Below are 15,293 nucleotides of genomic sequence, written 5' to 3' on the forward strand. Positions count from 1 at the left end.
AAAAGACCATGCTCGCACTCCTGGGCCTGATCATGGTGGTGACCTTCACCTACCTGATCATGAGCAAACGCCTGTCGCCAATCGTTGCGCTCACCGTGGTACCCATTGTCTTCGCTGTGATCGGTGGCTTCGCCCCCGAACTGGGCAAGATGATGCTTGATGGCTTGAAAATGGTGGCGCCCTCGGCAGCGCTGCTGCTGTTCGCCATCCTGTTCTTCGGCCTGATGATCGATGCCGGCCTGTTCGACCCGCTGATCCGCAAGATCCTCAAGCGCGTCAATGGCGACCCGGTCAAGATCGCCATCGGTACCGCGCTGCTGTCGTTGCTGGTGGCGCTCGACGGTGACGGCACCACCACCTACATGATCACCTGCGCCGCCATGCTGCCGCTGTACAAGCGCATTGGCATGAACCCGATGATCCTGGCCACGGTGTCCATGCTGTCGCTGAGCATCATGAGTGGCATGAGCCCTTGGGGTGGGCCGGCAACCCGGGCCATTGCCGCGCTCGGGCTGGATGCGACCGAGTACTTCATCCCCATGTTGCCGACCGTGATCGGCGGTGCCGCCTGGGTGGTGTTCACCGCCTTCCTGCTGGGCCGAGCCGAGCGCCGACGCATCGGCAACATCGCCCTGGAGTCGGGTGGCGGCAACTGCTACATCAAGGAAATCCTCGGCGACAATCCGCACAAGCGCCCGCGTCTGGCGTATGTGAACCTGGTGCTGGTGATTGCCGTCATGACGGCGCTGGTGATGGGTGTCATGCACTCCGCTCTGTTGTTCATGATTGGTTTCGTCGCAGCGCTGATGATCAACTACCCGCAGCTGGAGCTGCAGAAAGAGCGCATCCTCGCCCACTCTGGCAACGCCATGACCGTGGTACTGCTGGTATTCGCCGCAGGCATCTTCGCGGGGATCTTCTCGGGCACCAAGATGGTCGATGCGCTGGCGCAGACCCTGGTCGACTGGATTCCCGAGGCGTGGAGCCACTGGTTCCCGCTGGTGGTGGCGCTGACCAGCATGCCGCTGACCTTCGTACTGTCCAACGACGCTTACTACTTTGGCGTGGTGCCGATCCTTGCCAACGCTGCGGCCGCCTACGGCATCGACCCGGTTGAAATCGCCCGTGCCTCGGTGCTGGGGCAGCCGGTGCATCTGATGAGCCCGCTGGTGGCCTCGACCTTGCTGCTGGTGGGCATGGTCGATCGCGACATCGGCGACTTCCAGAAGGCCACCGTGAAATGGGCGGTGCTGACATCGCTGGTCATCACCGCACTGGCCCTGGTCACGGGTGCCTTGTCCTTCTTCGTCTGATCTGCTTCGGGCGCCGCTGGCGCCCACCTCATCCAAGAACAACAACAGAGTATCGAAAATGTCCCGAACTGTTTTCCGTGGGGCCACCTGTGGCCTGCTTTGCGGCTGGCTGCCTGTGGCCGGCGCTGCCGGATTCATCGACGACGGCAAGCTCAAGCTGCAGTTGCGTAACGTTTACTTCAACGAAAACTTCCGCGACGAACAAGGCATGAGCGCCCGCGCTGCTGCAAATGCCAAGAGCGAGCGGGTGGAATGGGCGCAGGGGTTTCTGCTCGACTACCAGTCAGGGTTCACCCAAGGCCCGCTCGGGCTGGGGCTCGATGCCCTGGGGCTTGTAGGCGTAAGGCTCGATTCGGGCCGCGGGCGCAGCGGTACCGGTTTGCTGCCGGTGCATGACAATGGCCGTGCCGCGAACGAGTTCGCCAGTGCCGGGGTGACGGCCAAGGCGCGCCTGGGGCAGACCATCGTCAAGCATGGCACCTTGCTACCCAAGACACCGGTGCTGGTGTACAACGATGCGCGATTGTTGCCGCAGACCTACCAGGGCACGCAACTGACCAGTACCGATGTCGATGGCCTGACCCTGACCGCCGGCCACCTGGACCGCTTCAAGCAGCGGGACTCCTCCGACAGCACCGGCCTGTTCCTGGATGGTTACAGTGGCGGTGAGTCTGGCGATTTCAACTTTGCCGGGGCCGACTATGCCGTCAGCAAGCAGCTGCGCTTGAGCTATTTCCACGGCCAGCTCGAACACTTCTATCGTCAGGACTATTTAGGCCTGGTCCACGACCTGCCATTGGCCGGCGGTGTGTTGACCGCCGACTTGCGCTATTTCAAGAGCCGCGACAGCGGGGCCGCTCATGGTGGTCAGATCGACAACGACATGTTCAGTGGGCAGCTGTCCTACGCTCATTCCGGTCATACTTTCGGCGCCGGTTACCAGATTCTCGACGGCGAGGCTGGGTTGCCGTATATCAGCGGTGCGACGGTCTACTCGTTCAGCAACGTGGGCATCGGCAAGTTCATCGAGGAAGAAGAGAAAACCTGGATGGCGAGCTATGCCTACAACTTTGCCGCGGCCGGTGTCCCCGGGCTGACCTTCATGGCGCGCTACCTGAGTGGTGACAACGGTCGCTCCGCTGATGCCGGGCTCAGCGAGTGGGAGCGTGACATGGAGCTTGCCTACGTGGTGCAGTCCGGGCCTGTGAAAGGTCTGGGTGTGAAGCTTCGCAACTACGTCTACCGCTCTGACTTTTCCCGAGGGCGCGACAGCAACCGGATCTACCTGACCTACGATATAGCGATCTGGTAATGCGGCCGCGCGAGCATGCGCGCTTCGGGGCGCTTGTTCGCACGCGCTTCACGCTTCGGACGGCTGTGGCGCTTTCTTGCCCAGTCGGATCAACTCATTGGAGAAACACAATCCGAAGAGGATCAGCCCGGCCCCCAGGTACAACGTGTCTCGCGGTACCTCATTGAGGACCACGAACGCCAGCAGCGCGGCGAACAGCGGCTCAGTCAGTTCCAGTGCCTGGACTTGCGACGGCTTCAGATATTCGATGGCCTTGGTGGTACAGAAGAAACCGAGGATGGTCGGCAACGCGGCCAGAGCCAGCAATGCCATGACTGCCGCCAGCGACAGCTCTCCCACGATGAACCCATCGGTCGCAGCCGGCATCAGCAGGTAGAGGCTGCCGAAAAACAACAGTTGCCGGGTGAAATGCAGCCCCCCGGAAACGCCCATGCGCTTCATGGCAACCGAAAATGCGCCATAACCGCAGCCTCCGATCGAAGCGAGCACTGCGCCTTGCAGGGTGAAGCCTTGTTCCAGGTCGGCTCCAAAGATCACGGCAATACCGGCTATCGCCAACCCGGCGCCTACTGTCGCATTGGCGGTGATGGGGTCCTTGAGGACTATCCGCCCCAGCAATATCGAAGAAATGGAGGCGCTTGCCATCAGGATCACCACGACGCCTGCCGCGGCGTAATGGCTATAGGCCGAGGTTTCAAAATGGAACAGCACGAAAATGCCGAGAAAGGCGCAAACGGCTGCAGGAAGCCACTTGGCCGTATGCAGGGGCCGCTTGAGGAACATGAGCAAGGCTGACAGCAGCAGGCAGCCAAGTACGGTTTTTATCAGGGCGATGCTGCTGGAGCTGAATCCACTGTTCATCAACACCTTGCTGAGTACGCCGATCGTTGCATTCAGTGCCGCGGCGCTGAGTGCAAAGAGGACGCCTTTGCCGAAATGAGAGTGCATCAATACATTCCGTGTCATTGGCTTTGTACATTCGTTTGGTCGACATGCAGGCAATTACGGCCTGCTTGCTTGGCGATATAGAGCGCCTGGTCGGCGCGTTCAATCAGCGATGGCGGACTGTCGAGGGCCGTCCCATCGGAGCAGGCGATGCCGATACTGGCGGTCACATGTCCGAAAGGGCTGCCTTTGTGAGGGACGGGTTGCAAGGCCAGGCGCTCGATTATCAACCTGGCAACGACAGCTGCTCCGTCATTGTCGGTATCGGGCAGGATCACCGCCATTTCCTCACCGCCGTAGCGTGCCAGCAGGTCGCGAGGGCGGCGGATACAGGAAGAGAGCAGGGTAGCCATCTGCTGCAAGCAGGCGTCGCCAGCCGGATGCCCGTAGGTGTCGTTGTAGCGTTTGAAGTGATCGATGTCGATCATCAGCAAAGCCAGCGTGGTCCCGTTTCGATGAGCCGTGCGGATTTCCTGGGTCAGCGCCTCGTCAAAGCAGCGCCGGTTGGCGAGCCCCGTCAGCGCATCGTGCATCGCCAGGCTTTCCAGCCGTTGATTGCTCTCAAGCAACCGCTGCTGGGTCAGTCGAAGCTCGCTTTCGACCGCGCTTCGCCGGCTCATGGCACGTATCAGCAGCGAGCCAATGGCCCCGATCAGTGCGAGCAGCGCCACGACCACCAGTGAGGACAGCAGCGCCTCGAGCCGCCAGGCCGAGAGTGCTTCCTGCTTGCCCAGTGCAACTGTTGTCACCAAGGGTAGCTTGTCGCTCTTGCGAAACGCATAGAGGCGCTCCACGCCGTCCAGGCTGGAGGTGAACGATGCGGTGCCGGCTGACTGGTCAACGAGATACTTGGTAAAGATGGGCGACTTCGAAAAGTTGCGCCCCATGTCCTGTTCCCGGAAAGGGTAGCGCACCAGCATGGAACCGTCGGTATAGGCCAGCCCGATGGCACCGTCATGGCCGACATCCAGTTTGCCGAAAAGCTGGAGGAAGTTCTCGACGCCAAGTGTCATGGCGACAACGCCGGCGAACTCGCCATGCTCATCGTTGAATCGCCGGCTGATGGTGATCACCCATTCCTGATTGACGCGGCTACGGATTGGCAGGCCGATGAAGGGGTCGCGGGATGGGTTGTCACGGTGGTGGATGAAAAAGGCTCGGTCGCTGCTGTTGGCACCGTCGGGGATCGGACGGTTGGACGACATCAGCCAGCGTCCATCCCTTGCGTAGATAGTGATGCCGCTCATCGGCGGCATCAACGGCTGCTGACGCTTGACCAGCTGACCCAGGCGTTCGATTTGCGAAGGTCCGGCGCCCTCGGTTTCCAGGCGCTCGACCAGGCCGAGCAACAGCATCGAGCTCTGTCGGACGATACCTTCCGAATAGGTGGACAGTGCCTGGGTCAGGTTAAGGCCATGGACATTGACGTCTTCCAGGGCGCGCTCGCGAGAAGCCATGACTTTCCACAGCGTTAACGAGGCGAGAGAGCAACCGATGACCGATAGCAGTAGCACAACGAGGTGGATGTCACGCTTCACGTCAATTCACACGCCTTTTTCCCCAAGGACCAAGTTGAGCGTCGACACGCTTTAACTAACCAGACGGTCAGGAAGTAACCATCTGGTTCACGCGCAATAATATAACACCTGTATTGCTGGAATGTCCGACAGAATCACGCGCTCTTTCAGGCCCCGTTGGTTATCTGCCGGCAAGGTCTGCAGAAGTGTGAACGTGACGATTGGGCAAGTAACCCTGGATGTAGCGCACGGTCCTTTCCAAAGTTCGCGCCATATCGGGATGTGCCAACTGATACTTCTGTTCCATTTTCAGGCTGTCACTCATGTCGAAGCGCTGCGTCTGAATGAAGTTCAATGACTCGGCGCTGATCGATAATCGGGTGGCCAGTCCGGGAATCGCCAACAGCCACTTGAGCAACCCTATGGGTACATGGCGGCGGGGTGCCTTGATGTCCAGCGTTTGTGCCAGCTGCTCGAGCATCCCCTGCAGATTCGGGGTGTGTTCATACAGCGCCAGGACCTGCCGGTTGGCCATCGAAGGGTCGAACGCCACGCAGGTCATCATCTTTACCAGATAATCGACGCTGACCAATGGCAACCAGTGCCTGGCGGAACCCGGGACAGCCTTTAACCGGCCCAGTGCGAGATTTCGAATGAGGTCGGCCAGAGGTTGCCCTTCAAGAATATGCCCACTTTCGCTATGGCCGCATACCGTAGCAGGATGAACGATCGTGTAATCCGCACCTACCTCCTGCATGTAGCGGATGACTGCGAAATGAGACTCCAGCTTGCTGCCTTCGTAGCCCCCCACACGGCCGTATACTGCAGGCCAATTGGTGTTTTCTGGGTGTTCGTTATCAACCCCGATACTTGCCAGATGGGTAAGGTTCTGCAGCATGTAGCCGCCCACCATCAGCAAGCGGATTCGCTGGCTCGCCGCGAGCCTGGCGACTCTCAGCGCCCCTTGCACGTTGACTGCACGGGCCTGCTCCATTGTCAGGCCCCAGGTAAACTGCGCCGCGAGGTGGAAGATTACGGTGGACGATGACACGCATTGCTTGTCTGCTTCGCTGAGTCCAAGTTCTTCCCGGCTGATATCTCCTTCGACTGCATGGATATACGCAGGGTCACCTCCCAGTTGCCGTACTTGCTCTTTGAGGCGCTCGATGTTTTCAGGGTTGCGCATGAGCACCCAGGTCTTGTGCCCTGTAGCAGTAAGACCGGCCAGTAAGTGTTGGCCGACAAACCCACTGCCGCCCGTGACGAAACATTCCACGCTCATATCTGAATCCTTGTCTGGATGATCGGCGCAGGCTAAGGTGTAGAGCGTACTCTACAGTCAAGGAATTTCTACTGTGAATGTTGGAGAGTTGGAGCGCCTGAGTGGAGTCGGCCGCCATACCTTGCGCTATTACGAGCAACTCGGGCTTATCGTGGCCCATCGGCAAGCCAACAATTACCGCAGTTACAGCGAACAGACCGTTATTGATCTGGCTTTTATCCAGAGTGCCCAGAGCGGCGGTTTTTCACTCGCCGAGATCGCCGACATCCTTGCGGCCAAGCGGGGTAACACGATCGATTGCGCCCAAGGCGCGGCCTTGGTGGCCAGCAAGATGGCCGAAATTCAAGCTAAGATCACCACACTGCAAGCCGCCTATGTCTTTCTGGATGCGGAGCGTGCAAAGCTCGAAGCCAGTGCCATTGCCAACGGCCTGACGATTCCTGACCCTCCTGCGATTTAGCATGGCTCGGCACCTTGGCTTGTTTATTCGCAATTATTTCTCATTTACACTTGTGTCTTGTTTCGGGGCCTCCCTCTTATCCAGGATGCATCGTGTCGTTCGATCCCGCCAAACCGACGCTGCTGTCTACATTGGTACGTCACTACGACGATCTGGTGGACCACATTCGCCGACGCTTCGGCGACAGAAGCATGGCGCGCGATGTGGTGCATGACGTGTGCGTGCAGTTGCTTGAGCGCGGTGAGAAAGACGACGTTCGAACCCCACTTGCCTTGCTACGAAAAATCTCCCACGACACCGCCGTGAGTCGCTATCGTAGCGATCGCCGTCGAGACGCCTGGGTAGAGGCTATCTCCGAGCTGCCTGAGGTGGCCTGCCCGGCAGCCACCCCGACGACCACGTATGACAGCGAGCGCGAGTTTCAACTGCTCGTCAACGCTATCACAGGCCTCCCACCTCGCTGCCAGGCTGTTTTCGTCATGCACAAGATTCACGAAATCCCCCAGGCAGAAGTAGCTGCTCGCCTCGGTATTTCCGTAAAGACAGTGGAAAAGCACCTGCGCCTGGGGTTGGCGGCGTGCAGGCAACGGCTTGGGCGCGATGAGGTGCATCCATGACGAAGCAGCCCGAACAGGCGCCACTGGACGAGGCTCTGGGGCGACATCGTGAAGAGCTCAAGCAGCTGTTCCCCATGCCGCCGTCCAGGCCAGCGCCCTCGAAAGCGGTAAAGTCGGCAGGTATCACGCTGGCGCTTGCGGTCGCCTTTGCAGCCCTGGCGTGGCTGAACCCTGCCTACAAGAGCGAGCGTTTCGCTACCGCCATTGGTGAGCGGCGCGCTGTGCTGCTGAGCGATGGAAGCAATCTGCTGCTCGACAGTGGCACGCACCTCGATATCAGTTGGCGTCTGCTCAGCCGCGAAGTCGACCTGCGCGCAGGGCAGGCGCTATTCGATGTGTCCTCGGCCGTGTACCGCCCCTTCGTGGTGTCTGCTGGCCAGGCGAAAGTCGAGGTGCTCGGTACGTTGTTCAATGTCCGCCGCCTGGATAACGACGTGGTGCGTGTGACCTTGGCCCGTGGGCGCGTGGACGTTGCGGCAGCTGCAACACAAGCACCAGTTACCCTCAGGCCAGGGCAACAGGTCGACTCGATTGGCGGGCGACTGACGCCGGTTGCGAAGGCCGATGCCTCCAGAGCGATGGCATGGAAAGATGATCGCATCGTGTTCGAGCAGACGCCGCTGGATGAAGCGGTGTCGTTGCTGCACCACTATCGCAAGGCGCCCATCGAGCTGAGCGACCCAAGCCTTGGCGCACTCAAGGTGACAGGGGTGTTCGAGGCGCACAATGTCGACCTGCTACTGGATCTGCTACCGAGCATCCTGCCCGTCGCCGTACTGCAACAAGAGGATGGCAGCGTCCGGATCCAACGCAAACCGACAAGAAAATAATTCTCAGGCGCAGGTAGGGTTTCTCGATCCCCATGGCGGCTAATGAAAAAAGCCCAACCAGAAAAAGGAACTCGAGAAGTGCATTTTTCCCTCCGCAGTCGCCAACTACGCCTGTCATTGCTCGCCAGTAGCCTGCTCATCGCAATGTCGGCCCAGGGCCGGGAAAAGGTGAACGTGGATCTCCCCGCCGCACCGCTGGGCGAGGCCATAAACGCGCTCGCACAGCAGTCTTCGGTTCAGATCATCTTTGCCAGCGATCTTGGTGCAGGTCGGAACGCGCCTGCGGTGAAAGGGCGGTTCACACCTGAGGAAGCCCTTCAAACGCTGCTCAAGGACAGTGGCTTGCAAGTACAGGCCAAGAATGAGCGCACGTTCGTCATCGTCGCGCAGGGTACCCCAGCAGCCAGCCCCGCAACCCGGAGCGTGCCCGTGGAAATGGCGCAGATGGAAATCACCGCCTCGCGCACCAGCAGCAGCCTGGTTTCCGCAACGCGGCAATCCACCGTTCTGGAGCATGAACAACTGCAGGAGCTGCGCCAGGGTTCAGAGAGCCTGGCCACGGTACTCGCCAAGGCGATTCCTGGCATGTCCGACTCCAGCCGCACCGTCACCGAGTATGGCCAGACCCTGCGCGGGCGCAGCATGCTGGTCATGGTCGACGGGGTGCCGCTCAATACCAACCGCGACTCTTCGCGCAACCTTGCCAACATCGACCCGGCACTGATCGAACGGGTCGAAGTCATTCGCGGCAGCAGCGCCATCTATGGCAGCGGCGCCACGGGGGGCATCATCTCCATCACCACACGGCCTGCCGGTGGCGAAAACCGTGCCGAAACCAGCCTGGGCGCCACCTCGCCACTTAGCCGCCTGGGCAGCGATGGCCTGGGTGGGCAGTTCCAGCAGTATTTCGCAGGCTCCCAGGGCGCGGTGGACTACTCGTTCGACTTCGGCACCCGCCACATCGGTGCCTCGTACGATGCGCACGGCGACCGGATCGCTCCGGAGCCCAGTCAAGGCGACCTGTTCGATTCGAACATCTACAACATTGGCGGCAAGCTGGGGCTGCACATCGACGAGAACCAGCGAATCCAGCTCGCAGTCAGCCACTACGACGCCCGCCAGGACACCGACTACGCGACAGATCCAAGCGTCGCGGAACTTCCCGCAGGCTCTGTGCCGGCCAATGCGATCAAGGGCCTGGACCTCGACGAGCAGAACCGCATTCGCAACACCCTGGTGAACCTGGAATACGAGAATCTCGACATTCTCGGCAGCCGGCTTTCTGCCCAGCTGTATTATCGGGACTATTTCACTCGCTTCACCCCGTTCGACGCCCGGGCCGTTGCCACCCGCGGTGGCAACGTCGACCAGATCATGCAGAACAGTGAAGTCTTCGGCAGCCGCCTGACCCTGCGCACGCCACTTGGCGACAGCGGCAGTACCGAGCTGGTGTGGGGTGGCGACTATAACCAGGAGCGCAGCGACATGCCGCTCGACGTCTTCGACCCTGCGGCTTATGACGCCAGTGGTGGCCTGGTATTCGACAAGACCGGCAAGCTCACCTACATGCCCCCGCTGAGAACGCGAAGCGCCGGTGCGTTCGCCCAGTTGCAGCATCGCTTCGACGAGCATTGGTCTATCGACGGCGGCCTGCGCTACGAATATTCCACCGCCGAATTCGATGACTTCGTTCCGTTGTCCGAATCCACGGCTGCGTCCCCGGTGACGGTGAAGGGAGGTGACATTCATTACGATGCGGTGCTGTCGAACCTGGGTATCGTCTACTCACCAGTACTCGGCCAGGAAATCTACGCCTCTTTCAGCCAAGGCTTCCAATTGCCCGACGTGGGCATTCAGTTGCGCAATGCGCGCCGTGGTTTCGATATCGACGCATCGAACCTGGAACCGGTCAAGACCAACAACTATGAGCTTGGCTGGCGAGGAGAGCTGGGCAGCAACACCCTCGGCACTCTGGCGCTGTTCTACACCACCTCCAAACTGGGGGACGTGCAAAGCTTCAACAACGGCCTGATGCTGACCCGCACCAAGGAGCGCATCTACGGTGCTGAAGCCAGTGCCGATTGGCTATCGGACGATGCGGTGTGGGGCGCAGGGGTGAGTGCGACCTGGATGCGCGGGCGAGAAAAACCGGACGGCAAAGGCTGGCAAGACATGACCGGCTATCGCGTTCCGCCGCTGAAGCTGACCGCCTACGTGCAATACAAGCCGACCCTGGATTGGAGCAACCGCTTGCAAGCCACGTTCTTCGACGGCAAGGACTACAGGCTCGATGGCGTGGACAGCTTTGGTCGGCATCAGGTGAGTAGCTATACGACAGTGGACCTGGTCAGCCAGTACCAGATCTCCGCTGACGACAAGGTAAGCGTCGGTATCCAGAACCTGTTCAATCGCGACTATTACCCGCTCTACAGCCAATTGCTGCGCAATAACAACAACACCAGCCACTTGCCGGCACCCGGCACTGTGTTGACTGCCAGCTATACGCACAATTGGTAAGGTGGTGAGCAATCACCGGGCCGGTATCGAGCCCGGTGGTCTTTACATGTTTCGCTCTGCCAGGCATGAGGAAGGTAAAGCGGACTATCTATATTGGGCAGATAGCGCTCAGTGCCAATGCTGTCGGCCTGGGGACAGTGTTCAGACAGTTTGCGTTGCTGCTGTACAGGTCAAGCCTGAGGGTTACCCGCTGAAAGCGGCAGTTGATCGTTGCATGCCTGGTGGCATGGCAGGTGCAGTAACTGTGTTGAATACTTTTGAGGTCTGATCACTTGGAACCCGTCAGCCTGCTACCCAAGCTCCTTGTTCGCAAGCCCGTCAGCGCTGATGCCGCTGCGATTGCCATCCTTCACATCCGCAGTTGGCAGAGCGCCTATGAAGGGCTGTTGTCGAGCCGTTACCTGAGCGCCCTGGACAGCAGTGTGGAACGCCGTGCGGGTTTCCTGAGGCAGGCAATCGAGTCTGGCAATCCTTCCATTCGTGTAGCCGAATTGAATGGGCAGGTGGTTGGCTGGGTTTCCTTCGGCCCTAGCCGCGATCTGGACGCTGCGCAGTGCACTGCCGAACTGATGCAAGCCAGCGCGTCTTTGAAGAGAACAGTCCAACGGAGAGCGCACATGGACTTGCTCATTGCCCCGGCAGCCCCTGAGGACCTGGCAGGCATTGCGGCCGTGACGGTGAAGGCCTGGCAGACAACGTTTCAGGGCATTCTGCCGGATGCATTTCTGGCCGGATTGACCATCGAGGCTCAGCAACAACGGCATCGGGCCCTGATCGCCGTCACTGGAGTGAGCTACCACGTGGCCAAGGTAGCGGGCGAGATCGTCGGCTTCTGCTCGGGAGGGCCGAACCGAAGCCCGGGGTTCGGGGAGGCTAACGAGCTCTATGGTCTTTATCTGCTGCCGCATTGGCAAGGACAGGGCGTTGGGCGCCAGCTGCTGCTGGCCGTGGCGATGCAGCTTCAAGCGCCGGGCCGGCAAGGTTTGCTCGCCTGGGTGCTGACGGATAACCCGAATCGGTACTTCTACCGACGCTGCGGTGGCCGGGAGGCGTCTGTACGGTCCATTGAGCTGGCAGGGCAATCATGGCCGCTGACGAGTTATCGTTGGTCGTCTGCCCCTCCAGCCGATACCCGAGTGTTCAATCCAGACCATTACCTTGAAACGCTCGGTGGGCGCGTGTTCAGCCAATCGCGCAACGCCGACGCTTGGCGGCTCACCCTGCAGGCGCTGGAGGCTGCGCTAACGCGCAGTGGCCCGAAAGCGCGATTGCTGTTGGTCGTGGGCATGCAAGCTGCGGGGAAAACCACCTGGATCGAGCAGCATCGTGGGGCAGGGGATGATAACGGCTGCCTGTATTTCGATGCAGCACTGCCGCGGCGCGTGCATCGTGCGCCAATTCTGGCGTTGGCCGCGCGCATTGGCGTGCCGGTCTCGGCGGTCTGGGTTCGTGCCTCGGTGGAGCAGGCACTGGCACGCAATGCGTTACGCCGCGCGGATCATCAAGTGCCGCGGGAGAGTATCGAGGCAGTTGCGGTTGCGTTCGAGCCGCCTTGCAGGTCAGAGGGGTTTGTCGAGGTTGTCGAAGTAACGGGCAACGATTGAGCTGGCCACTCCTCCAATCGCGTGAAGTAGAACCTGGCTTAACCTGGTTCTCCAGCATGGAAGCCTTCCTGGAAAACGGTATTGACCTCGAGTTAAGTGGAGGTTCTAGAGTGTCGTCCGGACTCTCTCGCAACTTCCGGAAACGAACTCACAAAGGACCAGGAATGGACACTCCGACCTCACTGCTGATTTTCCAGATCACCTGCAGCATTGGCTTGAGCCTGTGGCTGAGTATCAGCCTGATCAACAACCTGCATGCTTTTGCCAGTTCGGCCGGAGCGATCGGGGCGACCATGTCGATGGCGCCGCTGGCCCAACCTCCCGCAATCAGCCTCCCACTGCTGGGGCGAGCGATGACTTCTCCCTCCCTCCATCGCCTGGCCTTGTCGATCATCGTACTGATACAGGCAGCCGCCGCCCTCACGGCCTGGGTCGGGTGCTATGAACTAGTGCTTGGCGCCGGCCTGGAGGCTTCACTGCCCTGGTTGAACCTGGCCTTGAGCGCAACGCTCGGGTTCCTGCTCGCCATGCTGCTGGGCGGGATATGGTTCGGCTACTGGATCCGCCAGGAAGGGTTGCAACTGACCCATCTGCTGCTGATGGTCTGGGTCCTGTTGCACTTCGTCGTACTCAATGTCCGGTGGAGTTGATCGGTCGATGGATACTTGCAGGATGCCAGGAAGGAGCAACAGATGAAGACGATGATCGTAGGCGCCAGCAGAGGGTTGGGCCGTGCCTTGCTCGAAGGGCTCGGCAAGCCAGGGGACACGCTGATCGGCGTATCCCGCAAACAGCCGGTCGACCTGGTCCTTGCCTCGGGCATCGATCTGCACTGGATCGATGCCGACCTTGCCAAGCCAACGGCAGCTGTAGCACAGATCGCGGATCGAACACCTGCCGATCTGGATGTCCTGATCTGCAACGTCGGCATCTGGGAAGAACACGCCTTCAGCGAGCACTACGCATTCCTCGACGACAGCGACGAATCGATCACCAGGCTGGTCGAGGTGAACATCACCGCCACGCTGCTTCTGCTCAAGCGGCTGGTGCCGAAGTTGCTGGGTGCGCCCCGGCCGCAGTTGATCCTTACCGGTTCGACCTCGGCCCTTCGCCAGAGCGGGCGCCCGGAGGTGGCGTTCGGCGCCTCCAAGTTCGCCCTCAACGGCATGGCTGATGCGCTACGCGAAGGCTTTAGGGATGACAACCTGGCGGTGACCGTGCTTCACCTGGGATACCTGAATACCGACGACTCCCTGAACACGCCATTGGCGCAAGCCGCAGCACGAGGCGAACGGCGCCAGGTGCCGGTGCATGATGTGGTCACCATGGTCGACGCGCTGTTGCGCTTGTCCGAGGCTTCGTTCGTAAGGGAGCTGATCTTGCCGGCGATCGGCGATGAGCGCTTCTGAGAATAGTTGGGGCGATTGCGCTACCACAGCGGTTGCGCGACAGCGAGGTTGATTGCCCCTTCGGACAATCGTGGATTCTGTTCCGATCGAGCCGAAGCAGACATCAGGTGTAGCCGCGGTCGAGCCGCAGCTGGCATGCTTGTCTGATCGCTAGCGGGAAGACGCAGGGAGTCTACGATGGAACGGTCTTGCATCACTTATTACTTGGAAATGACCTCGGCTTCCGAGCTGCAGGAAAAACCACAGCGTCACGACCTTCAGATCATCGAATGTGAAGTGCCTCAGGCGGAATTCAATCGGTTTCTCTACAAGCTGGTAGGAACGCCCTGGGAGTGGGGCGATCTTGATTGCTGGAGCAGTTCCGAATGGCAGGCACTCGTTGAACAGGAGTGCCACCGTACCTGGGTTGCCTATCACCGCGGCGCGATAGCCGGCTATTACGAGCTTTATCGCCCCGATGGCTGTAACTGCGAAATCCGCTACTTCGGGTTGGCACCGCAGTTTCTAGGGTGTGGCTTCGGCGGGGCACTCTTGAGTCACGCTGTTCGATCTGCGTGGGAATGGCAAGGTACAGAGCGGGTGTGGGTACACACATGCACGTTCGACCATCCTGCCGCGCTTGGAAATTATCAGGCGCGCGGATTTCGTGTTTTCAAGCAGGAGGATACGCAGCCAAGCCAATGAGCGCTGGGGCCAGACTGCGAAAGCTCGCCATGGAAGAAGGCGGCCGTTCACGAGTGGCCGTTTTCGACCCAAAGCGGCCATTGCGCAAGTACTGCTATTGCTCATTTTTCGAGGCCGGCGCAAACCCTGTGGGAGCGGGTTTACCCGCGAAGCAGGCAACGCGGAGGATGGCACGGGCTTTGCCCGTGTTCGCGGGTAAACCCGCTCCCACAAAGATCACCTCAGATACGAATGGCCGCTATGGGTCGAAAGCTGCCGGGTCGTGAATGACCGCTATCGACCCAAAGCGACGCCTTTTTCAGCCCCGCTCCGATCCATCACTCTTTATTGGTATTGAGCTTGCGCAGATCTTCATAGGTAGCCGAGTGCACAAACCAGAAGCCGGAAACAATGCACCAACTCAAGCTGCCCAAAGCGGGCAGCGCACCGAGAGTGGTTAGCTGCCATTCTTGACTGAATCTGGAACAGCCCGCCCAGGGAAATCGTCGCGCCAGCACCGGCCTGCAGCCCTGCGTTGAGTCCGGCAGCCATGATCACGTCCTTGGCCGAGCGCAGCAGGCGCACGGCACTGTCGTCTGGCAGCAGCAGGTTGCCTACCGGCGTTAGCGTAGCGGCAGTCATCGCTAACAGCTTGGCGTCCAGGCCGAACAGCATTGCCGCTCCGCTGGCGCCACCAATCAGCCCTATGCCGCCTTCGATGAACATACAATGGCCTTCAAAGTCCTCGCGAACCAGGCCCCGGGCAGCGACCGAATCAGCCACCAGCACCCTGCCGACTGCGGGGAAGTCCTCGCTACCCTTCG

Annotated in this window: 14 protein-coding genes; 10 read left to right on the plus strand and 4 right to left on the minus strand. The window is 60.2% G+C overall.

Annotated elements, in window-relative coordinates; all coding sequences use genetic code 11:
* Positions 1–8 precede the first annotated feature (8 nt).
* Together ACK1U9_RS01085 and ACK1U9_RS01090 are read left to right on the plus strand one after the other, a co-directional pair.
* Positions 9–1,313: a CitMHS family transporter gene (locus ACK1U9_RS01085; protein ID WP_046613807.1), complete on the plus strand. Its 1,305-nt coding sequence runs from the start codon at positions 9–11 to the stop codon at positions 1,311–1,313.
* A gap of 58 nt (positions 1,314–1,371) precedes the next feature.
* Complete coding sequence (locus ACK1U9_RS01090) at positions 1,372–2,625, plus strand: OprD family porin (RefSeq protein ID WP_085598418.1); 1,254 nt, start codon at positions 1,372–1,374, stop codon at positions 2,623–2,625.
* Between the two features lie 48 nt (positions 2,626–2,673).
* On the opposite strand, the gene ACK1U9_RS01095 is transcribed toward ACK1U9_RS01090, so the two are convergent.
* The 3 genes from ACK1U9_RS01095 to ACK1U9_RS01105 form a co-directional block, all read right to left on the minus strand.
* Entirely contained in the window at positions 2,674–3,573 is a 900-nt protein-coding gene (locus tag ACK1U9_RS01095; protein WP_085598420.1) for a DMT family transporter, read from the minus strand.
* 14 nt (positions 3,574–3,587) lie between these two features.
* Positions 3,588–5,108 carry a sensor domain-containing diguanylate cyclase gene (locus ACK1U9_RS01100; protein WP_108481906.1) on the minus strand — a complete coding sequence of 507 codons (1,521 nt, stop codon included), beginning with the start codon at positions 5,106–5,108 and terminating at the stop codon, positions 3,588–3,590.
* A gap of 160 nt (positions 5,109–5,268) precedes the next feature.
* Positions 5,269–6,369 carry an SDR family oxidoreductase gene (locus ACK1U9_RS01105; protein WP_449109611.1) on the minus strand — a complete coding sequence of 367 codons (1,101 nt, stop codon included), beginning with the start codon at positions 6,367–6,369 and terminating at the stop codon, positions 5,269–5,271.
* Between the two features lie 73 nt (positions 6,370–6,442).
* On the opposite strand from ACK1U9_RS01105, the gene ACK1U9_RS01110 reads away from it, so the two are divergent.
* The 8 genes from ACK1U9_RS01110 (at position 6,443) to ACK1U9_RS01145 (ending at position 14,490) form a co-directional block, all read left to right on the plus strand.
* Positions 6,443–6,829, plus strand: a complete 387-nt coding sequence (locus tag ACK1U9_RS01110; RefSeq protein ID WP_135001240.1) for a MerR family transcriptional regulator — start codon at positions 6,443–6,445, stop codon at positions 6,827–6,829.
* 92 nt (positions 6,830–6,921) lie between these two features.
* On the plus strand, positions 6,922–7,446 hold the full coding sequence (locus ACK1U9_RS01115) for an RNA polymerase sigma factor (RefSeq protein WP_449109612.1): 525 nt from the start codon (positions 6,922–6,924) through the stop codon (positions 7,444–7,446).
* Positions 7,443–8,276, plus strand: a complete 834-nt coding sequence (locus ACK1U9_RS01120; RefSeq protein ID WP_449109613.1) for a FecR family protein — start codon at positions 7,443–7,445, stop codon at positions 8,274–8,276. The genes ACK1U9_RS01115 and ACK1U9_RS01120 overlap by 4 nt, the downstream gene beginning before the upstream one ends.
* Before the next feature lie 78 nt (positions 8,277–8,354).
* Entirely contained in the window at positions 8,355–10,793 is a 2,439-nt protein-coding gene (locus ACK1U9_RS01125) for a TonB-dependent siderophore receptor (protein WP_449109614.1), read from the plus strand.
* Positions 10,794–11,065: 272 nt separating this feature from the next.
* A complete protein-coding gene (locus tag ACK1U9_RS01130; RefSeq protein ID WP_153671059.1) occupies positions 11,066–12,397 on the plus strand; it encodes a GNAT family N-acetyltransferase in 1,332 nt (443 codons plus the stop codon).
* A 164-nt stretch (positions 12,398–12,561) separates the two neighbouring features.
* The gene (locus ACK1U9_RS01135; RefSeq protein ID WP_153671060.1) at positions 12,562–13,047 is read left to right on the plus strand and encodes a DUF2165 domain-containing protein; all 486 of its coding nucleotides are present in this window, start codon (positions 12,562–12,564) and stop codon (positions 13,045–13,047) included.
* 42 nt (positions 13,048–13,089) lie between these two features.
* On the plus strand, positions 13,090–13,806 hold the full coding sequence (locus ACK1U9_RS01140) for an SDR family NAD(P)-dependent oxidoreductase (RefSeq protein ID WP_153671061.1): 717 nt from the start codon (positions 13,090–13,092) through the stop codon (positions 13,804–13,806).
* Between the two features lie 177 nt (positions 13,807–13,983).
* Entirely contained in the window at positions 13,984–14,490 is a 507-nt protein-coding gene (locus ACK1U9_RS01145) for a GNAT family N-acetyltransferase (RefSeq protein WP_108481916.1), read from the plus strand.
* Positions 14,491–14,841: 351 nt separating this feature from the next.
* Here the strand turns inward: ACK1U9_RS01145 and ACK1U9_RS01150 are convergent, their stop codons facing one another.
* The gene (locus ACK1U9_RS01150; protein WP_146190403.1) at positions 14,842–15,195 is read right to left on the minus strand and encodes a hypothetical protein; all 354 of its coding nucleotides are present in this window, start codon (positions 15,193–15,195) and stop codon (positions 14,842–14,844) included.
* Positions 15,196–15,293 lie beyond the last annotated feature (98 nt).

It is taken from the genome of Pseudomonas sp. XP1 (assembly GCF_053557675.1).